The sequence below is a fragment of the Agrobacterium sp. 22094 genome (assembly GCF_052046015.1).
In the GTDB taxonomy this organism is placed as follows: Bacteria; Pseudomonadota; Alphaproteobacteria; order Rhizobiales; family Rhizobiaceae; genus Agrobacterium; species Agrobacterium cavarae.
The window spans coordinates 545,862-571,785 of sequence record NZ_JBQEPX010000001.1 but is presented as its reverse complement, the minus strand read 5'-3'; the positions used below and the strand labels follow the sequence as shown (position 1 = coordinate 571,785).

Annotated in this window: 27 protein-coding genes; 17 read left to right on the top strand and 10 right to left on the bottom strand. The window is 58.8% G+C overall.

Features of this window, described 5'->3' with window-relative positions; translation table 11 throughout:
* Window position 1 precedes the first annotated feature (1 nt).
* Window positions 2-502 (bottom strand): YbjN domain-containing protein, encoded by a 501-nt coding sequence (locus ACTJK5_RS02745; protein WP_062440311.1) that lies wholly within the window; start codon window positions 500-502, stop codon window positions 2-4.
* A 462-nt stretch (window positions 503-964) separates the two neighbouring features.
* Window positions 965-1,228: an accessory factor UbiK family protein gene (locus ACTJK5_RS02740; RefSeq protein WP_062426406.1), complete on the bottom strand. Its 264-nt coding sequence runs from the start codon at window positions 1,226-1,228 to the stop codon at window positions 965-967.
* 300 nt (window positions 1,229-1,528) lie between these two features.
* On the opposite strand from ACTJK5_RS02740, the gene lgt reads away from it, so the two are divergent.
* The 8 genes from lgt to ACTJK5_RS02700 all read left to right on the top strand — a co-directional run bounded on the left by lgt (window position 1,529) and on the right by ACTJK5_RS02700 (window position 8,267).
* Window positions 1,529-2,350 carry a prolipoprotein diacylglyceryl transferase gene (lgt, locus tag ACTJK5_RS02735; RefSeq protein ID WP_112360350.1) on the top strand — a complete coding sequence of 274 codons (822 nt, stop codon included), beginning with the start codon at window positions 1,529-1,531 and terminating at the stop codon, window positions 2,348-2,350.
* Window positions 2,351-2,355: 5 nt separating this feature from the next.
* Entirely contained in the window at window positions 2,356-3,456 is a 1,101-nt protein-coding gene (locus ACTJK5_RS02730; protein WP_440611788.1) for a class I SAM-dependent methyltransferase, read from the top strand.
* A gap of 193 nt (window positions 3,457-3,649) precedes the next feature.
* The gene (pgeF, locus tag ACTJK5_RS02725; RefSeq protein WP_440611787.1) at window positions 3,650-4,444 is read left to right on the top strand and encodes a peptidoglycan editing factor PgeF; all 795 of its coding nucleotides are present in this window, start codon (window positions 3,650-3,652) and stop codon (window positions 4,442-4,444) included.
* Between the two features lies 1 nt (window position 4,445).
* Window positions 4,446-5,597: a M24 family metallopeptidase gene (locus ACTJK5_RS02720; protein ID WP_062598675.1), complete on the top strand. Its 1,152-nt coding sequence runs from the start codon at window positions 4,446-4,448 to the stop codon at window positions 5,595-5,597.
* A 78-nt stretch (window positions 5,598-5,675) separates the two neighbouring features.
* Window positions 5,676-6,380, top strand: a complete 705-nt coding sequence (locus ACTJK5_RS02715; RefSeq protein WP_343108638.1) for a hypothetical protein — start codon at window positions 5,676-5,678, stop codon at window positions 6,378-6,380.
* A gap of 268 nt (window positions 6,381-6,648) precedes the next feature.
* Window positions 6,649-7,581, top strand: coding sequence for a ribose-phosphate pyrophosphokinase (locus tag ACTJK5_RS02710; RefSeq protein WP_062426401.1), 933 nt, complete (start codon window positions 6,649-6,651; stop codon window positions 7,579-7,581).
* A 98-nt stretch (window positions 7,582-7,679) separates the two neighbouring features.
* Complete coding sequence (locus tag ACTJK5_RS02705; RefSeq protein ID WP_440611786.1) at window positions 7,680-7,958, top strand: type II toxin-antitoxin system ParD family antitoxin; 279 nt, start codon at window positions 7,680-7,682, stop codon at window positions 7,956-7,958.
* A gap of 15 nt (window positions 7,959-7,973) precedes the next feature.
* On the top strand, window positions 7,974-8,267 hold the full coding sequence (locus tag ACTJK5_RS02700) for a type II toxin-antitoxin system RelE/ParE family toxin (RefSeq protein WP_440611785.1): 294 nt from the start codon (window positions 7,974-7,976) through the stop codon (window positions 8,265-8,267).
* Between the two features lie 7 nt (window positions 8,268-8,274).
* On the opposite strand, the gene ACTJK5_RS02695 is transcribed toward ACTJK5_RS02700, so the two are convergent.
* The 4 genes from ACTJK5_RS02695 to ACTJK5_RS02680 all read right to left on the bottom strand — a co-directional run bounded on the left by ACTJK5_RS02695 (window position 8,275) and on the right by ACTJK5_RS02680 (window position 13,521).
* On the bottom strand, window positions 8,275-9,153 hold the full coding sequence (locus tag ACTJK5_RS02695; RefSeq protein ID WP_440611784.1) for a phosphatase PAP2 family protein: 879 nt from the start codon (window positions 9,151-9,153) through the stop codon (window positions 8,275-8,277).
* Window positions 9,143-10,657, bottom strand: coding sequence for an ArnT family glycosyltransferase (locus tag ACTJK5_RS02690; protein WP_440611783.1), 1,515 nt, complete (start codon window positions 10,655-10,657; stop codon window positions 9,143-9,145). Before ACTJK5_RS02690 ends, ACTJK5_RS02695 begins: the two co-directional genes overlap by 11 nt.
* A gap of 227 nt (window positions 10,658-10,884) precedes the next feature.
* Window positions 10,885-12,402: an aldehyde dehydrogenase gene (adh, locus tag ACTJK5_RS02685; RefSeq protein ID WP_062440297.1), complete on the bottom strand. Its 1,518-nt coding sequence runs from the start codon at window positions 12,400-12,402 to the stop codon at window positions 10,885-10,887.
* Between the two features lie 159 nt (window positions 12,403-12,561).
* Window positions 12,562-13,521: a helix-turn-helix domain-containing protein gene (locus ACTJK5_RS02680; RefSeq protein WP_062598679.1), complete on the bottom strand. Its 960-nt coding sequence runs from the start codon at window positions 13,519-13,521 to the stop codon at window positions 12,562-12,564.
* A gap of 281 nt (window positions 13,522-13,802) precedes the next feature.
* On the opposite strand from ACTJK5_RS02680, the gene ACTJK5_RS02675 reads away from it, so the two are divergent.
* The 9 genes from ACTJK5_RS02675 to ACTJK5_RS02635 all read left to right on the top strand — a co-directional run bounded on the left by ACTJK5_RS02675 (window position 13,803) and on the right by ACTJK5_RS02635 (window position 22,588).
* Window positions 13,803-14,432, top strand: coding sequence for a 50S ribosomal protein L25/general stress protein Ctc (locus ACTJK5_RS02675; RefSeq protein WP_062426395.1), 630 nt, complete (start codon window positions 13,803-13,805; stop codon window positions 14,430-14,432).
* 276 nt (window positions 14,433-14,708) lie between these two features.
* Window positions 14,709-17,105 carry a sensor domain-containing protein gene (locus tag ACTJK5_RS02670; protein ID WP_113271448.1) on the top strand — a complete coding sequence of 799 codons (2,397 nt, stop codon included), beginning with the start codon at window positions 14,709-14,711 and terminating at the stop codon, window positions 17,103-17,105.
* A gap of 62 nt (window positions 17,106-17,167) precedes the next feature.
* Complete coding sequence (locus tag ACTJK5_RS02665; RefSeq protein ID WP_111846830.1) at window positions 17,168-17,854, top strand: substrate-binding periplasmic protein; 687 nt, start codon at window positions 17,168-17,170, stop codon at window positions 17,852-17,854.
* 87 nt (window positions 17,855-17,941) lie between these two features.
* A complete protein-coding gene (pth, locus tag ACTJK5_RS02660; protein WP_062426392.1) occupies window positions 17,942-18,658 on the top strand; it encodes an aminoacyl-tRNA hydrolase in 717 nt (238 codons plus the stop codon).
* Window positions 18,659-18,810: 152 nt separating this feature from the next.
* On the top strand, window positions 18,811-19,431 hold the full coding sequence (locus ACTJK5_RS02655) for an exopolysaccharide biosynthesis protein (protein ID WP_440611782.1): 621 nt from the start codon (window positions 18,811-18,813) through the stop codon (window positions 19,429-19,431).
* Between the two features lie 118 nt (window positions 19,432-19,549).
* Window positions 19,550-20,653, top strand: coding sequence for a redox-regulated ATPase YchF (ychF, locus tag ACTJK5_RS02650; protein ID WP_440611781.1), 1,104 nt, complete (start codon window positions 19,550-19,552; stop codon window positions 20,651-20,653).
* A gap of 367 nt (window positions 20,654-21,020) precedes the next feature.
* The gene (locus tag ACTJK5_RS02645; protein ID WP_440611780.1) at window positions 21,021-21,476 is read left to right on the top strand and encodes a MaoC family dehydratase; all 456 of its coding nucleotides are present in this window, start codon (window positions 21,021-21,023) and stop codon (window positions 21,474-21,476) included.
* On the top strand, window positions 21,473-21,940 hold the full coding sequence (locus tag ACTJK5_RS02640; RefSeq protein ID WP_440611779.1) for a MaoC family dehydratase: 468 nt from the start codon (window positions 21,473-21,475) through the stop codon (window positions 21,938-21,940). The genes ACTJK5_RS02645 and ACTJK5_RS02640 overlap by 4 nt, the downstream gene beginning before the upstream one ends.
* A gap of 30 nt (window positions 21,941-21,970) precedes the next feature.
* Window positions 21,971-22,588 carry a class I SAM-dependent methyltransferase gene (locus ACTJK5_RS02635; RefSeq protein ID WP_440611778.1) on the top strand — a complete coding sequence of 206 codons (618 nt, stop codon included), beginning with the start codon at window positions 21,971-21,973 and terminating at the stop codon, window positions 22,586-22,588.
* 19 nt (window positions 22,589-22,607) lie between these two features.
* Here ACTJK5_RS02635 and ACTJK5_RS02630 read toward each other — a convergent pair whose 3' ends face one another.
* The 4 genes from ACTJK5_RS02630 to ACTJK5_RS02615 all read right to left on the bottom strand — a co-directional run bounded on the left by ACTJK5_RS02630 (window position 22,608) and on the right by ACTJK5_RS02615 (window position 25,918).
* Window positions 22,608-23,150 (bottom strand): adenine phosphoribosyltransferase, encoded by a 543-nt coding sequence (locus ACTJK5_RS02630; protein WP_062598686.1) that lies wholly within the window; start codon window positions 23,148-23,150, stop codon window positions 22,608-22,610.
* 85 nt (window positions 23,151-23,235) lie between these two features.
* Window positions 23,236-23,628, bottom strand: coding sequence for a GFA family protein (locus ACTJK5_RS02625; RefSeq protein ID WP_440611777.1), 393 nt, complete (start codon window positions 23,626-23,628; stop codon window positions 23,236-23,238).
* A gap of 73 nt (window positions 23,629-23,701) precedes the next feature.
* Window positions 23,702-24,613, bottom strand: coding sequence for a cytochrome c1 (locus tag ACTJK5_RS02620; RefSeq protein WP_440612553.1), 912 nt, complete (start codon window positions 24,611-24,613; stop codon window positions 23,702-23,704).
* A gap of 21 nt (window positions 24,614-24,634) precedes the next feature.
* The gene (locus ACTJK5_RS02615; RefSeq protein ID WP_062426385.1) at window positions 24,635-25,918 is read right to left on the bottom strand and encodes a cytochrome b; all 1,284 of its coding nucleotides are present in this window, start codon (window positions 25,916-25,918) and stop codon (window positions 24,635-24,637) included.
* Between the last annotated feature and the right edge of the window lie 6 nt (window positions 25,919-25,924).

Below are 25,924 nucleotides of genomic sequence, written 5' to 3'. Positions count from 1 at the left end.
ATCAGGCCTCGCCCACTGTCTCGAACAGGGCTGCATCCATCGCAGCCTTGGCATCCATTCCCGACCAGACGACGAACTGGAAGGCCTGGTAATATTGCTCGCAGGCTTCAAGCGCACTGGACAACAGAACCTCGACCTGCTGGTTTGTCGGCTCGGCACCGCCTGCCAGAAGCAAAGACTGACGGAAGATGATGACATCTTCCTGGCGCCACAGGTCGAAATGCCCCATGAGCGTCTGGCCGTTGACATGCGAGAGAAGCCTGATCACTTCATTGACGCGATGGTCGGGCACCCGGATGTCGAAGGCGCAGGCGAGATGCAGCGCTTCGAACTGTTCCATCCAGGAAAACGAAATATGATAGTCGGCCCATCGGCCTTCCACCGTCATGGCAATTTCGTCCTCGCCCGAGCGCTCGAAAGACCAATCGTTGGCGGCCGCCACGAACTCGATCATATCGACCGGGTTGGAGAGACGTTCAACTTCGAATTCTATTAGGCTCATACGGCACCTTTTCAGCCGGAGATGAATGTTCTGTTTCGCACACGAAAGCACAAAAACGCACATACAAATGCCGGTACATCAATTTAGGACGATTGCCCGACGCCGCCAGATTAACGCAGTGAACCTGTCTGGAGCTTACCGAGTTCGTTTCGAATCATCATTTAAAATCAGTCTATAACGAGCGAGTCCGAGCGCCACCCCCCGTCGTCCCATTTTCCGGGGAGAACCGTGGATATCTCTTGGCGCGTCGGATCAGTTGGGAGTCATAACCGACTCTGCCGATTGCGCTTTTTGGATGTGTCCACAGAGTGAAAAAAAATGCTGATGAAAATGCTTGCTCTTTGGGTACGAATCCGCACTCGCGTAGGTTGGGGGTTGGTAGCACGCGAATTGAAAAGGCCGCGCCCCTTTTGAGGGCACGGCCTGTCTGACAGAAGTCCGAAATCAAAGATCGGATTTGGCTTAGGAAGCGTTTCCGGAAAGCTTTGCCTCAAGCGCTTCGATCCTGGCACGCAGAGCGTCATTCTCATCGCGCGCCTTGATCGCCATTTCGCGCACGGCATCGAACTCCTCGCGCTTGACCACGTCGAGACTGTTCAGCCAGCGATCGGCCTGCGCGTGAAAAGCCTGTTCCACTTCCTTGCGTACACCCTGCGCCGCCCCTGCGGCATCAGTCATCAGCTTCGCGAATTCATCGAAAATGCGGTTCGTTCCGGTTGTGCTCATGGCGCGGTGTCCTCGTCTTCATCCGGAGAAACATATTGCTCTATCCGGCTCATGCATTTCAGGTAGGCACTCCCTCGGCGCGTTGCAAGCAAAAACGGGATTATGACGGGCAGTAACCTTACTTGTGACAGTCGTGAAAGCGCCAAAGAATCGCCTTGACCGCTCCCTTTTCACCCGCCATTTTCGCCCGGCGGGAAAGATCGTGCCAATACTGCCTGCCGTGCGAAAACCCGGTGTTTTCGACAACAACAAGAGAATGGAATACGCGACTTGTTTTCACCGCTTGCCTCGCTTTCGATCATGCCGTTTCCCAATATCGATCCGATCGCCTTTTCCATCGGCCCGATCTCGATTCATTGGTACGGCATCGCTTATGTCGTCGGCATCCTTCTTGGCTGGTATTACGCGCGTAAACTGAGCATGACGGACAGGCTGTGGCCGGGCGACAAATCGCCGGTGACACCGGTCCATCTGGATGACTTCATCATCTGGGCTGCAGCCGGCATCGTGCTGGGCGGGCGTATCGGCTACGTGCTTTTCTATGATCTGCCTGCGGTCATGGCGAACCCCGTTCGCGCCTTCGAAATCTGGAATGGCGGCATGTCCTTCCATGGTGGCCTCCTGGGTACCACGATCGCGATGATCCTCTTTGCCCGTCGCAACGCCATTCCCGTCTGGAGCATGTTCGACATCATCGCGGCTGTTGCACCCGTCGGCCTGTTCTTTGGCCGCATTGCCAACTTCATCAATGGCGAATTGTGGGGTCGTCTGACGGATGTTCCATGGGCCGTCGTCTTCCCGACCGGCGGACCCTTCGCCCGCCATCCAAGCCAGCTTTACGAAGCCGGGCTGGAAGGCATCGTGCTGCTGATCATTCTCTCCGTACTGATCTGGGCCTTCAAGGCACTGAAGACACCCGGCACCGTGACGGGCACCTTCGTTGCCGGATATGCGCTGTCGCGTATTTTCGTGGAGTTCTTCCGCGAACCCGATGCGCAGATTGGCTATCTGGCAGGGAACTGGCTGACCATGGGAATGGTTCTCTCCGCGCCCATGTTCGCGCTCGGCGTCTGGGCAATCCTGCGGGCACGCTTTGCTGCCCGTGCCCGCCAGAACGGATAAGTGACATGCCAACGCCCCTTGCCCGTCGCATCAAGTCTCTTATTCGGCTCAACGGCCCCTTAAGCGTCACCGATTATTTTTCGCTGTGCCTGGCAGATCCCGAGCATGGCTATTACAAGACACGCCAGCCCTTTGGCCGGACGGGCGACTTCGTCACTGCACCGGAAGTCAGCCAGCTTTTCGGTGAAATGCTCGGCGTCTTCATGATCCATGCCTGGCAGCGTCATGGCCTGCCCGCCAATGTCCGGCTTGTCGAGATCGGCCCTGGCCGTGGGACGATGACGGCGGATATGCTGCGGGTCATCCAGCGGATCGCCTCCCCCCTTTATGACGCCATGAGCGTGCATCTCATCGAAACGAGCCCGCTGCTGACCGAGACGCAGCAGAAGACGCTCGCCGCGCATGAGGGCAAGATCAGCTGGCACGAAAGCTTCGACGACGTGCCGGCGGGCTTCCTGCTGATTGCCGCCAACGAGCTCTTCGATGCCATTCCCATCCGCCAGTTCGTCAAGACGCCCCAGGGCTTCAGGGAACGGGTCGTCAACCTTGATGAGGATGACGAACTGATCTTCACCGCAGGCGCCGCAGGCATTGATCCGGACCTTCTTCCTCCACAGCCTGAGCGTCAGGCGCTCGGCACGATCTTCGAATATTCGCCTGCGCGCGAGGCCGTCATGGCCGCACTCTGTGAGAGGCTGCAAGCCAATAGCGGCACCGCGCTGATCATCGACTACGGCCATATGGTCTCCGGTTATGGCGACACCATGCAGGCACTCAGAATGCATGAATATGATCCCGTGCTCGCCCATCCAGGCGAGGCCGATCTGACCAGCCATGTGGATTTCGAAAGCCTGGTGAAGACGGCAACGGCAAATGGCGTTCACGTCAACGGTTGCCTGCACCAGGGCGATTTCCTCTACGGCTTGGGACTCAAGGAACGCGGACAGGCTTTGGCGGCCACCGCGACGCCGGATCAGACGCTCGCGATTGCCGAAGCCATCAACCGTCTCGCAGGCGAAGGTGCAGGCAAGATGGGCGAGCTTTTCAAGGTGCTTGCAGTCTCCAGCCCCGCCCTTCATTTGCTGCCATTTCGCGCGCTGGATTGAGCCCGCTGACGAGTGGAAACGTGCCGGACGCCTGAGAGGAGATTGACACGGGCCGTCCGCTTGGGCCAACATTGGGTCAATTCGAAGCAGAGCACATCTGCCGCACGGCATCTTTTTGAGATGCGCCCATCGGAAACACTCGCTCAGAATCATCACTGAAAAATCGGCGACACCGCAAAGGATTGAACACCCCATGCAGGACGACACGCTGCCGCTTCCCGTTCAGAGCACATTGCTTGAGGCGGCATCTGAAAACGGCATACGCCATGGTTTCTTCACCCGTGAAGGCGGCGTTTCGAAGGGCATCTATCGCGGTCTGAATGTCGGTCTCGGCTCGCAAGACGAGCGTCAGTCCGTACTGGAAAATCGCAGCCGCGTCGCCAAATGGTTCGGTCTTCCAGAAGAGCGGCTTGCAACCGTCCACCAGATCCACTCCCCCAACGTGGTCGTGATCGATGAAGCCTATGATGGCGACAGGCCCAAGGCCGACGCCATGGTGACGGCGACGCCCGGCGTCATCATTGGCGTGTTGAGCGCCGATTGCGGGCCGATCCTTTTTGCCGACAGCCAGTCCGGTGTCGTCGGTGCGGCCCATGCGGGGTGGAAGGGCGCGGTCCATGGCGTTCTGGAAAACACCATCGACAGCATGGTCGCGCTTGGCGCACGCCGCGAAAACATCGTTGCCGCACTCGGCCCCTCCATCGCGCAGGAGAATTACGAGGTGGGACCGGAGCGTATCGAAGACCTCAAGCGGCTCGACCCCACCTACGAACACTACTTCGCCCCTTCGAAAAATGAGGGCCATGCCTATTTCGACCTCAAGCAACTGACCATGGATCGCCTCGCCAAAGCAGGCATCCGGGCCGAAAATCTCAATCTCTGCACCTATCCGGATGACAAGCGTTTCTTTTCCTTCCGCAGGACCACGCATCTGTCCGAACCGGATTACGGGCGGCAGATCTCAGCAATAGCAATTTTGGAGACGTAAGATGGCTCTACACTTCGAACCCGCCGAATTCGAGGCCCGTCGTGCCCGCCTGATCGAGAAGATGGCAGAGGAAAAGCTGGATGCGGTGCTGCTCTTTGCCCAGGAGAGCATGTACTGGCTGACCGGCTACGACACCTTCGGCTATTGCTTCTTTCAGACGCTGATCGTCAAGGCCGATGGCTCGGTGTCGCTTTTGACGCGCTCCGCAGATCTGCGTCAGGCCCGTCATACGTCGAATATCGAGAACATCGTCATCTGGGTGGATCGCCTCAACGCCGATCCGACGCTTGATCTCAAGAACCTGATGAGCGAAATGGATCTGCTCGGTTGCCGCGTCGGCATCGAGTTCGATACGCATGGCATGACCGGGCGCGTGGCGCGCCTGCTGGACAATCAGTTGGCAAGCTTCTGCCAGATCGTCGATGCCTCCTACCTCGTCAGCACGCTTCGCCTGGTAAAAAGCCCAGCCGAAATTGCCTATGCCAAACGCGCCGGAGAGCTTGCCGATGACGCGCTCGATGCGGCCATCGCCCTGATCAAGCCAGGCGCGGATGAAGCCGACATTCTGGCCGCCATGCAGGGGGCGGTCTTTTCCGGCGGCGGCGATTATCCCGCCAACGAATTCATCATCGGCTCAGGCCCTGATGCGCTTCTGTGCCGCTACAAGGCCGGCCGCCGCAAGCTCGATGCCAAGGACCAGATCACGCTCGAATGGGCAGGTGCGAGCGCCCATTACCACGCGGCTATGATGCGCACCGTCGTCATCGGCGAACCGGAGTTTCGCCACAAGGAACTCTACAACGCCTGTGCGGAAAACATCCGTGCCATCGAAGAGGTCCTTCGTCCCGGCTACACCTTCGGCGATGTGTTCGACGTGCACGCCAAGATCATGGATGAGCGCGGCTTGACCCGCCACCGCCTCAACGCCTGCGGCTACTCGCTTGGTGCGCGCTTCTCCCCCTCCTGGATGGAGCATCAGATGTTCTATGCCGGCAACACCCAGGAAATCCTGCCGAACATGACACTCTTCGTGCATATGATCATCATGGATAGCGATGCCGGCATCGCCATGACGCTGGGTCAGACCTATGTGACGACCGAGGGCGCCCCACAATCGCTGTCCCGTCACAGCCTCGATATGCTGACCGCCTGATTTGACTCCGAAGCCAAACCACCCTTAAATCACAGCAATCCTGGGGAGGACGGAGCCAATGATGAAGAGATACAAGGCATGAAGAGGCTCGGTGCGGTCCTTGCAGTTCCCGGCCTCGTGATGGCTCTTTCTGCATGCAACACCAGCGATGCGCTTACCCCGCAAGTCAATGTCGGGCACAACCAGACGCCATCGACCCCCGTCAATCAGGGCGATCTCGACCAGATGGCGGCAGCCGCTGATCGCTCCGGCTCTGGCGTCGCTTCGCAAGTGCCGGCCTATGCGCCACAGAACACGCTTCAGGCGCAGGCCCAGGCGATGACGAGCGGCGTTCAGTATGGGCAGCCCGTCAGCCGGCAGGCTCAGCAGCCACCGTCCCAACCGCAGCAGCAGACCGCAGCGCTTGCGCCGTCGGGTGGCGCCAGCATTCGCTTCCTGCCGATCATCGGCGCGCCGGTCCAGGCCGTCACGCCGCTCTCCAGGCAACTGGGGGCCGAAGCCCGCGCCAAGGGCCTGACGATCCTGCCTTCCGCCGATACCTCGGCCAACAACATCCTGAAGGGATACCTGTCCGCCTTCGAAGATGGCAGCAAGGTTACGATCGTCTATGTCTGGGATATTCTCGATGCCAATGGCGCGCGGCTTCATCGCCTCCAGGGACAGGAATCAGTGGCCTCGCGCGGAAGCGACCCATGGTCGGCCGTCACCGATGGCGTGATGCAGAAGATCGCAGCCAAGACGCTGGATGATTACCAGGCATGGCGGCAGAGCGGGCGTGGATAAGTCATTCGGTCGAAAGCGCTTGCGCCGATCCAATCGATTGAAGCGACATTGAAAACAGCCGAGTCACAAAGTTTTCACGAAAATCATGGGTAACGCGGTTCCGGCTATTGCATTCACAGGCAACAGCGCTATTAAGGCGCCCATGGCAAAACGGCATGTCCGGCGCCCTTCTGGGCCGGGTATTCCTTCCCGTTGAACGACGCAGTGGCCGCGGACAGACTTTAAAAATCCCGGGCTCAAGCGATGGCATGGAAAACAGGCGGCACCCATGAAGGTTTTCGCAGGCAATTCGAACCGGCATCTGGCCGAAGCGATCTGCAAGTATCTCAATGTTCCCCTGGGAAATGCCACAGTAAAACGGTTTGCGGACCAGGAAATCTTTGTAGAAATCGGTGAAAATGTACGCGGCGAGGACGTTTTCCTCGTCCAGTCCACATCCTTTCCCGCCAACGACCACCTGATGGAACTGCTGATCATGATCGACGCGATGCGTCGCTCTTCGGCAAAGCGCATTACAGCCGTTCTCCCCTATTTCGGCTACGCCCGCCAGGACCGCAAGGCTGGTCCAAGAACACCGATCTCGGCAAAACTCGTTGCCAATCTCATCACCGAAGCCGGCGCCGATCGCGTCCTGACGCTCGATCTTCACGCCGGCCAGATCCAGGGCTTCTTCGATATCCCGACGGACAACCTTTTCGCCGCGCCAATTCTGGCCCGCGACGTCAAGGAACACTACGACACCAATAACGTCATGGTCGTTTCGCCGGACGTCGGCGGTGTTGTTCGCGCCCGCGCGCTTGCCAAGCGTCTCGACTGTCTGCTCGCGATCGTCGACAAGCGTCGCGATCGCCCAGGCGAGTCGGAAGTCATGAACGTCATCGGTGACGTCTCCGGCAAAGACTGCATTCTGATCGACGACATCGTCGATTCCGGCGGTACGCTCTGCAACGCCGCCGAAGCGCTGCTGAAAAACGGCGCAACCAGCGTCACCGCCTACATCACCCACGGCGTTCTCTCCGGCGGCGCCGTCGCCCGCGTGGCATCCTCCAAGCTGCGCGAACTCGTCATCACCGACAGCATCCAGCCGACCACCGGCGTCCAGTCCGCCCACAACATCCGCGTGATCACCACCGCCACTCTGCTGGGCGAAGCGATCAACCGCACGGCGATGGAACAGTCGGTTTCGGGTCTCTTCGATTGATCTAGCTGCTCCTTCGCCTTCTACATCCGCCGTTGGAAACGAGTAGGACTCAATCCTATCTTGGTGTATTCTCCGATGGCGATATGAAGGTGATGACCATGCGCACAACACAGTCCCTCAGCATTACCCTACCATTGGACATGGCGGAAATGGTCAAAGCCAAGGTAGCGTCTGGTGAGTATGCGAGCGAAAGCGAAGTGATCCGCGATGGCTTGAGAACGCTCGCCGCGCGAGACGCGGCAGTGGACCGTTGGCTTCGGGATGAAGTCGTGGAGGCATACGATGCTCACAAATCAGATCCGACACGCACGGTTACACTCGAGGAAGGCTTAGCAAACGTCCGATTCCGCATCGCGAAGCGCGAAGGTCGCGGTTGAGCGAAACGTTATACGGTGCGTCTCACTCCCGAGGCGCAAAACGATCTTGTCAGCATCTACGACTATATCGTTGACGTGTCAGGCTCATCCCGCGTTGCTGACAGATATCTTGACCGCATCGGTAAATTCTTGAGTGGTCTGTCCGTGTTTCCCGAACGCGGCACACTTAGAGATGACGTTCGTGACGGACTGCGGATTATCGGCTTTGAGCGAAACGCCAGCGTCGCGTTCATCGTCGAAGACGAGAGTGTCATCGTCCTTCGGATTCTTGGCAAAGAACAAGAATTTCGCCAAGCCAACAAAGATTGAAGCAGCGTTAGTCGACTGCCACGTTTGAATGTCGATGCGAGGGCCACATCTTTGCCTTCGCCGCCCATGCCCGCAGATCGATCACCGTCTTCACACCTTTCCTGACCAGCATAACCAGCCACCGTCTCGCGTAGATTCGGGAGTAGTTCAGAATGGCGCGCACGTCCGTCACCACCGGGCGGACTGTGAAGACTTGCCGATGCTGCCCAATCGCGAGAACACGATAGAGGATAAGGGACGTCAGCGCGGCAAAAAGGATCGACATCGTTGTGTCGCTGAGGAAATGGCGTCCCGCAGCCATGCGCATCGCGGCCGTTGCGATGATCAGGACAGCAGCGATCACCGTGCAGAAGACCTTGCCGCTGCGTGACAGCTGCGGCCAGAGCAAGACGCAAACCGGCAGGACGACGCTTGCAATCAACGCCGCCTCGCCGGATGAAAAGGAACAGTTCTTGAAGCACTGATTGCTCAGCTGAAACGCCGGCGTAAATGTCTGGACCCCGCCGAATTCGATCACGCCGTCAGGCCTGGCGCGGCCAAGCCACGTCTTCAGGATACCATTGACCAGCAGCCCGGCGCAGAGGAGCGTGTTGCCCCAGATGAACGCCCAGACGCGCCAGCCGGTGTGTTGCGTGCGGCCGATCAGAATGTTGCCGAGGAAAATGAGGAATGTGACGACAGCGAACACCTCCCCGCCGTGACGTAGCACATCTCTCCAGAATATGAAGTCCGCGCTGCGGCCCACCCAGTCACCAGCTTGCCCGTTGAAGAACAGGGAGGAAATTCTGAGGTCCAGGAAGGGGAAAGCCGCAAAGACGATGACGGCGCAAAGCGTTGCGATCGTCAGCCAGATGGTGAGCCGCATATGGAGGATGTCATGGTCCATAATTCGCCCCCTCGAGGCAGGAGGCTGGAATCTTCCAAAGCCCCACCGCGGCGCGTTCCATGAAGCCGGCGGTTGCCGCCCACTCGGCCTGCGGCGGCTCATCTTTCATGCAAGCGGGAAGCGAGTCGGCACGCGATAGGAGAAGCGCGTTCGCCGTCTCGCCCGGCTGCAGCGGATAGAGCAGCGCATAATGACTGGAGGGAGGCTCAGCACCCTCGTTCCACGCCCGTGGCACAATGTGGTGGTCGTCTCTCAACTGATAAAACATTTCCGCCAGGAAGGACCGGTCGGACGCAACGAGGACCTGAGCGTCAAGCCTTCTCGCATCTGCAATCGCTGTCGATACCAGAGCAGACCGCCCGAGATAGCGCTTCAACGCCAGATCACCATTGGGAAGACGTAACTCCGTACCGAAGATGGTCAGCAGCGGCAGGATGATGGCGACGACAGTGTTGAGAATGAGCGACGCCCGCAGCCAACGCGGCCGTGCCGCAAGCCACGGCGTTGCAAGCAGGAGACCTGCTGCATAGGCGCCTACGGCCCAGTTGGCGAAAGCGCGTGAGATCAGAGCCTGCGCTGTCATCAACAGGAGAAGTGGAATGCTGAGTGCGCAGAGAGACCGCACTGTCGGCGTTCTCATGTCCCGCAGGGCCATCAGCATGGCGATGAAAACGAAGGGGCCGACGACACCGGCTTGCGCGCCAAAGAAACCCAGCGCCGAGCCGAAGTTCAGGCCGGCAGCATTCCAGTGGGCAATCGAAACCGTGTGACGGGCAGTGGCAAAGTCATGCGCATAGTTCCACCAAAGATTGGGCGCGACGACGACCATAGCGACCGTTCCCGCGAGCAGAGCATGCGACCACCGAACCCGCCAATCCCTGTCCAGATAGGCCGCCAGCGGCACGAAGGGAAACAGAAAGGCCATGGCGTATTTCGACAGAAACCCAAGTCCGACAGCAAAGCCAAGCCCGATCGCCAGCATCAAGGCCAGCGGCCCGCCTTCAGTCCTTATGGCAGAGAGTTTACGCCACAGGATCAGCGAGACGACGATGAAAAGCAGCATCGGCGTATCGGTGGAAATCAACAGGCTGGAAAGCGAGACACCCGGCAGCGTGATGTAGATGATTGCCGCCAGCGCGCCTATTCGCGCATCGTAGATCATCCGCCCCAGATAAAACATTGCACCTGCGGTCATGGCATGCAGGATGGGCGCCGCCAGACGGACGTCGAAAGTCCCCTCGCCGCCCATAATCCACGTGGTCAAGCGAATGACCCAGCCAATCAGCGGCGGCTTGGAATAGGCCCCGAAGGCCATCTCCCGGCCCCACAGCCAGTATTGCGCTTCATCGACGAAGAGGTCTGTCCTGTCGAAGGCAAGACAGATGATGCGAAACAGGGTTACGCCAAGGACCGAGAAGACGGCAATGGCAACCCAGCGCGAACGCTCCGTTTCCAGCCCGCCGATGCGTTCCGTGCCGTGAAATTGTCCGGCAACACCGCTCATGATTGGCACCAACAGGCGGCGCGAGCGGAATGAAAAAAGTCAAAAAAGAAAGGGCGCATATCGATCCACGCAACAATATCGAGGAGGATATGCGCCCGATTAATGACACTATTACGTCAACTCGGATCGCCTTTACAAATAGCATCGACGCTTTTGAAAGACCTTATGCCGGCCATGGCCGGGGTCGGCACCGGCGGAAATACCGCCGGCGCCGGGTTCACGCGGTATCAGAAAAAGCCGAGCTTGTTCGGGCTGTAGGAGACCAGCAGGTTCTTGGTCTGCTGGTAATGATCGAGCATCATCTTGTGGGTCTCGCGACCGATACCCGACTGCTTGTAGCCACCGAAAGCAGCACCTGCCGGATAGGCATGGTAGCAGTTGGTCCATACGCGACCGGCTTCGATGCCGCGACCGGCGCGATAGGCCAGATTGGTATCGCGGCTCCAGACGCCTGCACCAAGGCCATAGACCGTGTCATTGGCGATTTCGATCGCCTCTTCCACCGTCTTGAAGGTGGTGACGGAAACGACGGGGCCGAAGATTTCCTCCTGGAAGACCCGCATCTTGTTGTTGCCTTCAAACACCGTCGGCTGGATGTAGAAGCCGTCCTTGAGATTGCCGGAGAGCGACTTCTTGTCGCCGCCCGTCAGCACCTTGGCGCCTTCCTTCTTGCCGATCTCGAGATAGCTCATGATCTTGTCGAACTGTTCCTGAGATGCCTGCGCGCCGATCATGGTGGAGGCATTCAGCGGATCGTCCTGGCTGATCGCCTGCACCCGCTTCAGGGCTTTTTCCATGAAGCGGTCATAGATCGATTCATGCACCAGTGCGCGGGATGGGCATGTGCAGACTTCGCCCTGGTTCAGCGCAAACATGGCAAAGCCTTCTAGCGCCTTGTCGAGGAAGGCATCATCCTCGTTCATCACATCGGCAAAGAAGACGTTCGGCGACTTGCCGCCGAGCTCCAGCGTGATGTTGGTGACGTTATCCGCCGCATAGCGCATGATTTCCTTGCCGACCGAGGTCGAACCGGTAAAGGCGATCTTGGCGATGCGGTTGCTCTGCGCCAGCGGCTTGCCGGCTTCCATGCCAAGCCCGTTGACGATGTTGAGCACGCCCGGCGGCAGAAGATCCTCGATCAATTCCATGACGAGCAGGATGGAAGCGGGCGTCTGCTCGGCCGGCTTCAGCACCACGCAGTTGCCGGCGGCAAGTGCCGGCGCAAGCTTCCACGCAGCCATAAGGATCGGGAAATTCCAGGGAATGATCTGGCCGACGACACCGAGCGGCTCATGGAAATGATAGGCGACGGTGTCATTGTCGATCTGGCCGATCGACCCTTCCTGCGCGCGAATGCAGCCTGCAAAATAGCGGAAGTGATCGATGGTCAGCGGAATATCGGCATTGGTGGTTTCACGAAGCGGCTTGCCGTTATCCCAGGTTTCGGCCCGGGCGATCAGATCGAGATTGTCCTCGATTCGCTGAGCGATTTTGAGAAGAATATTGGAGCGTTCGGTGACGCTGGTACGGCCCCAGGCTGCGCGCGCCTTATGCGCGGCATCGAGGGCTGCTTCGATATCGCTGGCATCGGATCGCGGCACTTCGCAGATCTTCTGCCCGGTAACGGGGGAGATATTGTCCATGTAGCGGCCGGACTTCGGCTCCACCCATTGGCCGCCGACATAGTTGCCGTATTTCAGTTTGAACGGGGTTTCTCCCGCTTTGTGCTGAACCTGGATGTTCATGTTTTCATCCTCCCTGATGAACAACGATCATTGGTTGATCGCGTGGAGAGAGGTTGTGCCTACAATCGGGCAAATCAAAGGGGCGGCAGGCCGTTCCGCAGTGCACAGTGTTTCACATCTGCGACAACGGCCAGACCAATCAAGGCCAGTACCTCCCTTTCAATGCACGGAGAGCTTCTTCATCTTGCGGTGAAGCGTCGCGCGGCTGATCCCCAGCAATTCGGACGCCTGCGTCACGTTGCCATTGGTACGCGCCAGGACCCGTCGCAGAGCTGCGCGCTCGGCTTCCATCAGGTCGCTGCCTTTGTCGTGCCGCTCTTCTTTGAGTGCATCCGATGCGGGGATTCCTTGCGCTATCCGCGCGTCATCGAGCCGCAGCGCCAGCCGTGCAGCGCGGGTCGCCCCCAGAATGATATCGTCCTGATCGACGGCCAGCAGCGACAGCATCGTCGATTGGCCAGGCGGCACAATCAGAATGCGGGCGCCCGGGAACGCGCGGCGGAACAGATTGCCCTCGATGCGCTGCGCGGCATCGCGCACGGTCTGCGTCACCATGGAAAAGGTCAGTTCGTTGATGTCGTCCCGGCAGGTGGAAATGTCGAGCGCGCCCGTCACCTGCCCCCGGTGGTCGCGGATCGGCGCTGTGGTGCAGGAGAGATTGATGTTGGAGCTGAAGAAATGCTGGTCGCGATAGACCACCGCCGGCCGCTCATCGGCAAGTGCGGTGCCAATACCATTTGTGCCAACGCTTGCCTCGCTCCAGAGCGCGCCGGACCAGAGCCCCGCCTTTCGGAAATCGTCATCGTCGCCCGCAGCACCGCGTCGTTCCAGGGCAACGCCCTTGGCATCGGTCAGCAGCAGGCAACACCCTGCCCTGCCAACAGTGGAAAAGATGCGGTCGATTTCATCGGTGCTTTCGGCCAGAAGAGCAGATGCCTCGTCGCGCGCCCTGCGAAATTCCGCCTCGGACAGGAAGATCGGCTTGCGATTTTCCTCCGGCGCCAGATGATGCATCGTCATGCAGCGTCGCCAGGATGCGACGATCGGAGAACTTGCGGCAGCCGATGAACGGTTGGCGCTCTCATAGACATGATTGGCATGTGCGGCATCGTTCGACATAGGCTCCTCCCAAAGCTTCTGTTATCGTGCGCCGGTTGTGGCGATCTTTCAACGGTAAAATAGTCGCATGCGACCCCACATGAGGTCGCGATGCGTGGACCAGGTGTGATCCCATCGTAAAACCCCCGCGGTCTTGCGTTCAAGGCCGCTTTATACTATAGCGCGCGCATCCGTGTAGACACCCTTGGAGGCAACGCGGTCGGGTTGGCGCAAGCGCCGCCCCAGTTCTCGTCCGGCCAAGCCGGTTTGAACTCTCCATATAACCTCGAAAAGGAAATGCCATGAGCAAAGAAACTTATGAGCTCAAGGCCGAGGCGCGCGAACGAGTTGGTAAGGGGTCCTCTCGTGAACTTCGCCGCAACGGTTTGATTCCCGCTGTCATCTATGGTGACAAGCAGGCCCCGATTTCTATCGCGATTTCGACCAACGAAATCACCAAGCGCATCCACGGCGGCGGCTTCATGACGACGATCGCAACGATCGACGTCAACGGCCAGAAGTACAAGGTTCTGCCGAAGGACTACCAGCTTGACCCGGTTCGTGACTTCACGATGCACGTGGACTTCCTGCGCGTTTCGGCCAACTCGAACGTAACCGTCGAAATCCCGGTTCACTTCATCAATGAAGAGAAGTCCGAGATCAAGACCGGCGGCGTTCTGAACATCGTTCGCCACACCATCGAAGCCAACGTTCCTGCGGACCAGATCCCTGACGCCATCACCGTCGACCTCGAAGGTCTGAAGGTCGGCGACAGCGTTCACATCTCGCAGATCAAGCTGCCGAAGAGCGTGGTTCCGACGATCACCGATCGCGACTTCACCGTTGCAACGATCGTTCCGCCGGTTGTCGACGTTGTTGAAGACGAAGCACCTGCTGCTGAAGAAGCAGAAGGCGAAGACAAGTCCGAATAAGACCTGTTTGGTTTTTCTTGAAGAGGCCCCGTATCGAAAGATGCGGGGCCTTTTTGCATGTTGGTTCATCCGCACGACGACGCTGCCCGCGCCATCTGACGCGCTTCGAATGCCATCACTCAATTCAAGAATGATTAAGCATTCTGCGAAACGATACCTCAAAGCTTTGGTTCTACAACCGCAGCTGGAAAAGGCTCTCGAGCAATCGAAAACGCCCTCACGGCGCTTGGGCCTTTACCGCATGGACGGGAGTTTTTGAGGATCAAGAGAGGGCAGATGACCCATTCGGTAGAAAGGCGATTTCTGGTGATCATATCCGGCGCGTTGCTGGCTATCGTCGCGCCGCTTTTTACGATTTTGCTCAGCCTGTCCTACAATGCCGCGATCTCCAGCCAGGCCGACCGGCTCGAAATTCTCATCGTCGCCAACGCGCAGGCTCTCGGCCGCCCCCTTTGGGATCTGGATGACGAAAGCATCAACCAGATTACCGGCACGCTCATTAACGATCCTGCGATCTACATGGTCCGGGTCAAGGACAGTTTCGGCCAGCTCGACGTCACTCAGACATCAAGCGCCCCCAGAAGCGACGACATGTCGTCGCTTAGCCGTGACATCTACTACAAGAACCTCGACGGCGAAACCAAGGTCGGGACGATCAAGATCATCTTCCGTGATGTCGGCGTCTTCTCATCGCTGAACGGCATCGAGCTTTCCTTCCTGTCGATCTTCATTCTGGCGATCTTGACGGTGTTTGGCGCCGCCATCGTCGGCAACCGGATGATGATCATGCGCCCGCTTCTGCGGCTGACGGCCGCCATCGAGGCAACTCGCAGGCTGGGCTCGCGCCACCATGTCGACTGGCGCTCGCGCGACGAAATGGGACGGCTGGCTCTCAGCTTCAACGAAATGCAGACGCAGCTCGAACGGGAAGAGCACGAGCTCAAGCGTGCCCATCGGCGCACGACGGAAATCTACAACCGCACCCCGGCCATGCTGTTTTCACTCGATCCCGAAAATCGCGTCGCAGCGGTGAGCGATTATTGGGTGAAGGCAACCGGCTATAGTCGCGAGGATTCCCTTGGCTGCGCCTTTGAAGCCTTCCTCCATCCGGACGATCGCGAAAGTTTCCGCCAGCGCCATCAAAACCGCCCATCCGACCATACCGATGAATCCTACGCGGCTGAGCTCACCGTCCGCTTCATCTGCGCCGATGGGCGTTCGATGGATGTGCTGATTGCCGAGAAGACGCTGCAAACCGGCATCGAGGAGACCAGCGCAGATGTACTGAGCGTGATGACGGACGTCACCGAGCTTCGTCAGTCGGAACAGCGCAACGGCCTCCAGGCCATTTCCGACCACCTGACCGGGCTTTTGAACCGCCAGGGTTTCGAAGCCATGCTGGACCAGAAGATACTGCATGCCGATGCGGCTCAGACGAAGCTTGCCTGCCTATTCATCGATCTCGATCGCTTCAAGGGCATCAACGACAATTTCGGCCATGCCGCAGGCGATGCGGTTCTGAAACAATTCGTTGGTCGCCTGAAAGGCGTTCTCAATCCGCTCGACTCCGCGTCGCGGCTTGGTGGCGATGAGTTTGCCCTATTGCTTGCGGGGTCGGACGCGGAAGAGCGATCGCTGAAAATCTGCGAGAAGATCGGCGCGATGTTCAACGACCCCTTCATTTTCCATGGTCAAAGCATTCGTCTCAGCGCCAGCATCGGTCTTGCCATCTATCCGGAACATGCCCGCAGCGCCTCGGAACTGCTGCAACACTCCGATCTTGCCATGTATACCAAGAAGCGGGCCGGAAAGAATGGCGCCCAGATCTTCGACGCCACGATCATGAACGAAGCGCGCCAGCGGGCAGAGATCGAGCAGGAAATCGAGCAGGCCATCGAGGAAGACTGGCTTGAGGCACACTTCCAGCCCATTCTCAACTTGCAGACCGGCGTGACCTGCGGCTTCGAAGCCCTGATGCGCTTGAACCATCCGCGCAAGGGCATTCTGCCGCCCGGCCCAATCATCGGCGTGGCGGAAGAAAATGGCAGCATCAAGCGCCTCGGTAACCGCGTTCTTGAGCATTCCATCCGAAACCTCGCGGAAATCTCGGCCGTTCCCGGTCTCGAAAAGGCCTATGTCGCCGTCAACTTCTCCGCCCAGCAGTTTGAGGCCGGTCTACCGACGCGCATCGCTGGCCTGCTGCACCACCACGGCATCGTTCCGCAGCGCCTTGTGGTGGAGATCACCGAAGCCGTGATGATGCATGACGACCCGCAGGTGCGCGCCGTCTTGAATGCCATCAGCCTGCTTGGATGCCGCATCGCGCTCGACGACTTCGGCACGGGCTATTCATCGCTGAGCTACCTCAACCGCTTCCCCGTGGATATCGTCAAGATCGACCAGTCCTTTACGCGCTCCATCAGCAAGGATGCGCCCGACATCAGCAAGAAAAGCCGGATGCTGGTGGAGGGCATCAGCGCGATCTCCCACAAGATGAACTGCCTCGTTATTGCCGAAGGGATCGAGACGGAAGAGCAAAAGACGATGCTGCAAGAGATCGGCGTGGATTGCGGTCAGGGCTATTTGTTTTCCCGGCCGCGCGCGATACAGTCTCTGATCGAAACCTATCAGGTTCCGCTGGAGGATGGAAAAAGGCTGAAAGCCGCGCAATAAACGCTGTGGGAGGGGTAGCAGTGTTACGAGCAATTCTCTTATCGATTGGTCTGTCGACCTGCATGCTGGCCGCGACATCGGCCAGTGCCGAAAAACTGTTTCTATCGACGGAATATTATCCGCCCTACAATCTTCGCGACGCCGATGGACAGCCAAGCGGCGTCTACTGGGATCAGTTGAAGATCATTCTGGAGCGCACGGACACGCAGTACGAGGCAACGGTGATGCCTTGGGCGCGCGCCATCAAGCTGGCTGAGACCGCACCCATGCACTGCGTCTTTGCCGCGGCCCGCACTGCCGAGCGCGAGCCCCGCTTCAAATGGGTTTCCCCCATCCACACGGATCGCAATGTTCTGGTTGCACGTCAGGGCCACGTCATGAACATCAAGACGCTGGAGGATGCCAAGGAATACACCGTCGGAACACAGCGCAACGACTACACCGAAGGCCTGCTCCGCTCGATGAATTTTCCACGGATCGACATCAGTGCCGATTTCAACAACACGCTCTCAAAGCTCGCCGCGGGCCGCATCGACCTAATGCCCATGTCGGAGAGCGCGCTAAAGAATCTTCCCCAGAAAGACTTTGAGGAGGTCATCACCTTCAGCCGGCAGAGGCTTGGTATGGCCTGCAACAAAAGTGTGCCGGACAGTCTGATCGAGAAGATGCAGAAGGTGCTGGACGATCTGATTGCCGACGGTACCCAGAGACGCATTTACGAAAAATACGGTCTGATCATCAGCGACTAACAGCTAGCGCCCTCACAAAAAAGTTGACACCCGCCGCGTTTCGCGTTGGTGAAGTGTATCGATTTTGAGTGAAGCGGAATTTCGTCCATGATCATCATTGCAGGCCTCGGCAACCCCGGCAATCAATATGCGGGCAACCGTCACAACATCGGCTTCATGGCTGTCGATGCCCTGCAACGCCTGCCCTCCTTCACGCCGTGGTCGAGAAAGTTCAAGGCGGAAATTTCCGAAGGTGAGATCGCCGGCGAGAAGATCCTGCTGATGAAACCGCTGACCTTCATGAACCTGTCGGGTGAATCCGTCGGCGAAGCCATGCGCTTCTACAAGCTGGCCCCTGGCGACATCATCGCCATTCACGATGAGTTGGACCTGCCCGCCGGCCGCGCGCGCATCAAGACCGGTGGCGGACATGGTGGCCATAACGGCCTGAAATCCCTCGACGCCCATTGCGGCAAGGAGTATCGCCGCCTGCGCCTCGGCATCGGCCACCCGGGAGATAAGGACCGCGTGCACGGTCATGTGCTCGGCGATTTCGCCAAGGCCGATAAGGCATGGCTCGACCCGCTGCTCGACGCCATCGCCGACAACGCCGCCATGCTGGTGAAGGGTGAAGACTCCCAGCTCATGAATAAGTTGGCCCTTGCGACCGGCGCGAAGGCCGAAGTCGAAAAGCCCGCGAAAGCGGCAAAACCGGCAGCACAGTCGCACATCCATCAGGCGCGAAATCACGCTCAGCCGAAAAAGCTGCCGGAGACCGGCCCCATGGCCGAGATGCTGAAGAGGATGTTCGGCAAGAAGGACTGATTACAAAAGTTCTCACCGGCTTTAGCCTGATCAGATGGCAGGCCAGGCAGGATTGGGGTTATGGCGCCTTGAAACACAGCGCGACCTCCCCATCTCTTTGCGCATGACCAATATCGGCCATTTGATTGTGATCTTCCCGAATTGGGCGCTCCATGGATAAGGAAGCGCCGCATCAAAGCATGGCGGCAGCGCTGAAGCGCCTGCCGCATGACCTCCCTGAACGCGTAACGCTCGACTGTCTGTTGGACCGGCTGGGCGACAAGGCTACCGCCTTCGTGTTGCTGGTCTTTGCCATTCCAGCGATCATTCCAACGCCGGGCATTCCTGCTGGCATGATCTTCGGCACGGCGCTGGCGATCCTGTCGCTGCAGATGATGTTTCGAGCACGCAGGCTTGTTCTGCCTGGTGTCCTGGGACGTCTCTCCGTTTCGCGCTCGATCATCGAGCTCACGGCAGACAAGGCAGCACCGCGGCTGGAGAAGCTGGAAGCGCTCTTGAAACCACGCGGCCACATGCTGGCCCGCTTTGCCGGACCGGCTTTCATCGGCATCGTCATCTTCCTGATGGCCGTGATCATTGCGCTCCCGATCCCGTTCGGCAACACGCTCCCCGGCATCACGGTGCTGATCATCGCCCTGGCGCTGGCGCAACGCGATGACCTTGCGCTTCTCGGCGGACTGGTTCTGGCCATCGTCTCGGTGCTCTTCTCCATCGGCATCGTCTATGGTGGCTGGGCGCTGATATCCGCCTGGTTCGGCTTCGGACAGCCTTAAGCCTAGTCGCAAAAGGGCGGATTTCTCGCCCTTTGCTGCAACAAGACTTGACCTTGCTCCGGCGTTTCCGCAAAAGGCTCGCAATCGGAAATTCAAAAGTCAAAGACAGGTTTAAGCCATGGGCTTCAAATGCGGTATCGTCGGCCTGCCGAATGTCGGCAAGTCCACCCTCTTCAACGCGCTGACGAAAACGGCAGCAGCACAGGCGGCAAATTATCCCTTCTGCACCATCGAGCCGAACACCGGTGAAGTCGCCGTGCCGGATGCCCGCATGCACGTTCTGGCCGATATTGCCGGCTCGAAGGAAATCATCCCGACCCGCATCTCATTCGTCGATATCGCCGGTCTCGTGCGCGGCGCATCGAAGGGCGAAGGCCTCGGCAACAAGTTCCTGGCCAACATCCGCGAAGTGGACGCCGTCGTTCACGTGCTGCGCTGCTTTGAAGATGACGACATTACCCATGTCGAAGGCCGTATCAACCCGGTCGGCGATGCCGACACGATCGAAACCGAGCTGATGCTCGCCGATCTGGAAAGTCTGGAGCGCCGCGTCGAACAGACCCGCAAACGCGCCACCTCCAAGGACAAGGAATCGCTCGCGCAGTTGCCGGTCATGGAAGCGGTCATCAAGCTTCTCAACGAAGGCAAGCCCGCCCGCCTTCTGCTGAAGACGCTTGCCACCGATGAGATCGAAGTCCTCAAGGGACTGAACCTTCTGACCTCGCATCCAGTCCTCTACGTCTGCAACGTGGCGGAAGCCGACGCCGTCGATGGCAACGAACACACCAAGGCCGTTGCCGAAATGGCAAAGGCGCAAGGGGCCGAGTGCGTCATCATTTCCGCGGCAATCGAATCCGAAGTCGCACAGCTGCCGGAAGACGAATCCAAGGAATTCCTGTCGGCCCTCGGCCTCGAAGAGGCTGGCCTCGACCGGCTGATCCGCGCCGGTTACCACCTCCTCGATCTCATCACCTACTTCACCGTAGGCCCAAAGGAATGCCGCGCCTGGACCATCGTTCGCGGCACCAAGGCCCCGCAGGCCGCAGGCGTCATCCACACCGATTTCGAGCGCGGCTTCATCCGCGCCTTCACCATCGGCTATGACGACTACGTCGCCTACAAGGGCGAAGTCGGCGCCAAGGAAGCTGGCAAGGGCCGCGATGAAGGCAAGGAATATGTCGTTCAGGACGGCGACGTCATCCACTTCCGCTTCAACACCTGATCGAGTCTCGCCGCAGGTGGCGAAACACCTGCGGCGCTCGGACGGCCGTAAAAGTTCCTGCCGTCCTCTGCGTCACCCGCGCTTTAATCGAGGCTTGTGTGGGTAGCGCTCGACACAAAGGCACTTGCCCGTGAGAGGAAGCATCATTCACAGCTTCTCATGCGGGGCGCCTCAGCGCCTCTCACCCATCATCGATTTTCATCAACCCGCGACCGATCTGACCTTTACGTAAAGGGAATATTTGCGTTAGCCTGCATTCGGAACGTGTTTGGAAGCCTGACGCAGAGGTGCGCGACATGCATCGCGAAATCGACCTGTCGGAGCGTCCAGACCGGCTCTGAGCATCACGGGACGGAGGAGTAAGCTCGTGAAATACAGTTTCGACGATTTTGCGCCGGGGCGCAGCTTTCCGCTTGGACCAAAGACGGTGACGGCGGAAGAGATCATTGAATTTGCAATGGAATTCGATCCGCAACCCATGCATCTTTCAGAAGAAGCCGGCAAGGCCAGCATTCTGGGCGGCCTCGCCGCCTCCGGCTGGCACACATGCGGCATGCTGATGCGCATGACGGTAGACAGCTATATCGGTCAATCGAGCGCCCATGCCGGACTTGGCGTCGATTTTGTCGAATGGAAGAAGCCGGTTCTGGCGGGCGACACGTTGACAGGATCCTCGACGGTTGTCGAACGCCGCGTGTCGAAATCCCGGCCAGACCGGGGCGTCGTCAGGCTCCGTCACGAACTGCAAAATCAACACGGCGACACGGTCTGCATTGTCGAACTGAATGCTATGTTGGCAACATCGGCGGAGGCGACGCCATGAAGTTCACCGAACTTTACCCCATGGGCCACAAACTCGAACTCGGCACGGTCCACTTCTCGGCCGAGTCGATCATCCGCTATGCCGAAAAATTCGATCCGCAGCCATTCCACCTGAGTGAAGAAGGGGCAAAGAACTCCGTCTTCGACGGTCTCTGTGCATCCGGCTGGCAGACAAGCGCATCTTGGATGAAGTGCTTCCTGAATTACTGGACGAATGAAGTGAAGCGGCTGACGAGCGAAGGCATTGAACCACCAAAGCTCGGTCCCTCCCCGGGCATCGCCAACCTCAAATGGCTGCACCCGGTCTATGCCGGCGACGACGTCACCTATTTCGCCACCCTTCTCGCTGCCCGCCCCCTCGCCTCGCGGCCCGGCCTGCTGCTGAACACGACGCTAAACGAAGGCGTCAACCAGCATGGCGAGCTCGTGGTCACGTTTGAAAGCAAGGTGCTGGAGTTCGAGTGAAGGTAACGCAGAAGGCAGGATCACCGGCGGATGACAGATGTTCTGAAAGGCTACGCAGAGGCAGCGACCCCTGAACTCATATCTCGCTTCGATAATTTGGACTGCCGCGAGGTCTACGCGCCCGTTTTGGATTTGCTGCCCATCCGTCCTGTCCGCATTGCTGATATCGGTGCCGGAACCGGTCGCGATGCCGCTTGGTTCGCGGGACAAGGCCACGAAGTCTTGGCGGTGGAGCCTGTCAGTGAACTTCGCGAGCCCGGCATGCGCCTGCATCCATCCGAGAGAATCAGATGGCTTGATGACACCTTGCCAGCTCTCAATAAAACCCTCCCCTACGCGCCCTTCAATCTCATCACGCTGTGCGGAGTATGGCACCATATCGAAATCGAACAACGCCAGCGCGCCTTGGAAGTCCTGACGCGCATGATGGAAGAAGGCGGGCTGCTGATCATGTCTCTACGGCATGGCCCGTCGCCGGCAGGACGCCCATCCTACCCAATCCGTCCTGACGAAGCCATCGCCCAGGCGGAGAAGGCAGGGCTCGGCCTAATCAGTGCCTTGGAAACCGATTCGATTCAAGCAGGCAATCGAGCTTCAGGGGTTACTTGGACTTGGATCGTTTTGAAAAAAATCCATACCAAAACCTAAGCAGTCGCCACTTCCAGGATCAGTGCCCGGAGAACTCCACGAGCGTCCGCACCTCGACGCCAAGGTCTTCCAGCTTCTTGCGACCGCCAAGATCGGGAAGGTCGATGACGAAGCAGGCTGAGACGATCTCGGCGCCCATCTGCCGCAATAGCTTCACGGCACCCTCGGCCGTTCCGCCGGTTGCAATCAGGTCGTCGACCAGAATGACTTTCTCGCCCGGCTGGACCGCATCCACATGCATCTCCATCTCGTCGACGCCATATTCGAGGCTATAGGCAACACGCACCGTCGTGTGCGGCAGTTTGCCCTTCTTGCGGATCGGCACGAAGCCGGTGGAAAGCTGGTGCGCCATGGCGCCGCCCAGGATGAAGCCACGCGCTTCGATGCCGGCGATCTTGTCGACCTTGGTGCCCGCATAGGGATTGACGAGTTCATCCACGGCGCGGCGGAAGGCACGCGGATTGCCGAGAAGCGTGGTGATGTCGCGAAAGATGATGCCGGGCTTCGGATAGTCGTTGATCGAGCGAATGGCGGCAGCAAGTTCCGAGGCAATAGCGGTCATGATATGTCCAGTTGATGTGGCAGATTGTAAAGTTGCCGCACCTTATCAAGTTGATGTCGGCGAACCAACGAAAAAGGCACGGCCCTTATTCGCCGGTCGTCATGCTCGGCATTTTGGCCCATACCGGGCAGACATCTTCGAAGGAATGGGCGTGAGGCCGTAACGCCTCATCGTCACGATCGTCAAAACTTGCCCAGACAAGCGCAACGACCGGGTCATCGTCGATTGCGCCAAGCGTGCTGCCGCAAGCGGCGCAGAAGGCACGGCTCGAATAATCGGAGGAACGATAGGTCGATGGCGCACCGCCGGGCCCGGTCCAGAGAACATCGTCCGCGTTGAACTCCACCCAGGTGAGGCTGGTCGCACCGGAGTGCCGCTGGCAGATTCCACAGGAGCATGTGTGAGCATTGCGCGGCACGGCCCTGGCTTCAAAGCGGATCGAGCCACACAGACAGCCTCCGGTTCGGATTTTCGTCATCGAGCGCTCCCACAGGTCACAAAAAAGCCCCGCGGGTGACCGCGGGGCTCTTACGCAGTTCATGCGAAAGCTATCAGTGCTCTTTTCGCGAATAAACCGACTTCTTCGTGAGGTAGATCAGCACCGTGAAGATGAACAGGAATATCATCACCATGAAACCCGTGCGCTTACGCTGTTCCAGATGGGGCTCGGCAGCCCACATCAGGAAGGCCGATATGTCTCTGGAATATTGCTCCAGCGTCTGCGGCGTACCATCATCGTAAGTCACCTGATCGTTGCTGATGGGCGGAGCCATTTTCAACGATGTAGCGCTTGCGAAATACGGATTGAAGTGCGTGCCTTCCGGAACCTTGTAGTCCGTACCATCCGGGTTCTTGATGCCGGCTGGCGGCTCCTGATATCCCGTCAGCAGCGCGTGGATGTAATCCGGGCCACCTTCCTGATAACCGCCAACGATCGGAATCATGTCGACGATGAACTGCGGGAAACCGCGTTCAACACCGCGTGCCTTGGCGAGCAGCGACATGTCCGGAGGGGCAGCGCCGCCATTGGAGGCAGCAGCCGCTTCCTTGTTCGGATATGGCGACGGGAAGTGATCGGATGGTACGGCCTTGCGGGTGAACATTTCACCGTCGGCATTCGGACCGTCCTGCACTTCATATTCCGCAGCGAAAGCCTTGACCTGATCTTCCGAGTAGCCGAGGCCCTCAAGCGTACGGAAGGAAACCAGGCTCATGGAGTGGCAGGCGGAACAGACTTCCTTGTAGATCTTCAGGCCGCGCTGCAACTGACCCTTGTCATATTTGCCGAAGGGACCGGCAAAGGACCACGTCTCCTCATGCGGCTTCAGGATGGGGAAGTGCCCGCCTGCAATCGCATGGGTCGCCTTCGACGCGAGATCGTCATGGCCTTCTTCTGCTGCCATGGCGGCGGTAAACCCGCCGAGAGCGGCCATGAGCGCGATGCCCGTTACAAGCTTCTTCATTGTCATCATTCTCTCCCGCACTCAGATCTTCACGCCGGCAGGCGCGTCTGTGGTCGCCTTGGCGTTCTTTTCGAGAACCGCCTCGGTGATCGAATTCGGGATTCGCCTTGGCGTCTCGAACAGGCCGAGAAGAGGCATGATGAGGAGGAAGAAGCCGAAGTAGTAGAGCGTACCCAACTGCGACATCGTCACATAGAGGCCTTCCGCGGGACGCGAGCCAAGCCAGCCGAGCATGATGGCGTTGGCGACGAAGATCCAGAAGAACAGCTTGTACCAAGGGCGATAGACCGCAGAGCGAACCTTGGACGTATCGAGCCATGGCAGGAAGAACAGCACGACAATCGCACCGAACATCACCAGAACGCCACCGAGCTTGGAATCGATCGGGCCGACATTGAAGGTGATGGCGCGCAGCATGGCGTAGAAGGGAAGGAAGTACCATTCCGGCACGATGTGGGCCGGCGTCTTCAGCGCGTCCGCCATGATGTAGTTGTCGGGGTGGCCGAGGAAGTTCGGCATGTAGAAGACGAACCAGGCGTAGGCGATCAGGAAAATCGACACGCCAAGCGCATCCTTCAGCGTCGCATAGGGCGTGAAGGGAACCGTGTCCGTCTTGCTCTTGACCTCGACGCCCGTGGGGTTTGTCTGGCCGGTCACGTGCAGCGCCCAGATATGCAGGATGACGACGCCGGCAATCATGAAGGGCAGCAGGTAGTGCAGCGCGAAGAAGCGGTTCAGCGTCGGCTGATCGACAGCGAAGCCACCGAGCAGGAATTGCTGGATCCACTCACCCACCAGCGGGAAGGCGGTAAAGAAGCCGGTGATAACGGTCGCACCCCAGAAGGACATCTGGCCCCAAGGCAGAACGTAACCCATGAAGCCGGTTGCCATCATCAGAAGGAAGATGACGCAGCCGAGGATCCAGAGGATTTCACGCGGCGCCTTGTAGGAACCGTAATAGAGGCCGCGGGCAATATGCAGATAGACCGCGATGAAGAAGAAGGACGCGCCATTGGCGTGCATGTAGCGCAACAGCCAGCCATGGTTCACGTCGCGCATGATCTTCTCGACGGAGGTGAAGGCGACCGTCGTATCAGCAGCATAATGCATGGCAAGCACCACGCCCGTCAGGATCTGCACGATCAGCATGACGGCGAGCATGGCACCGAAGGTGTATGCGTAGTTCAGATTGCGCGGAACCGGATAGGCCACGAAGCTGTCATAGATCATACGCGGCAGCGGAAGGCGGGAATCGACCCATCTCTCGATACCGGTCGATGGCTGGTAACTGGAATGACCACTCATTTCATC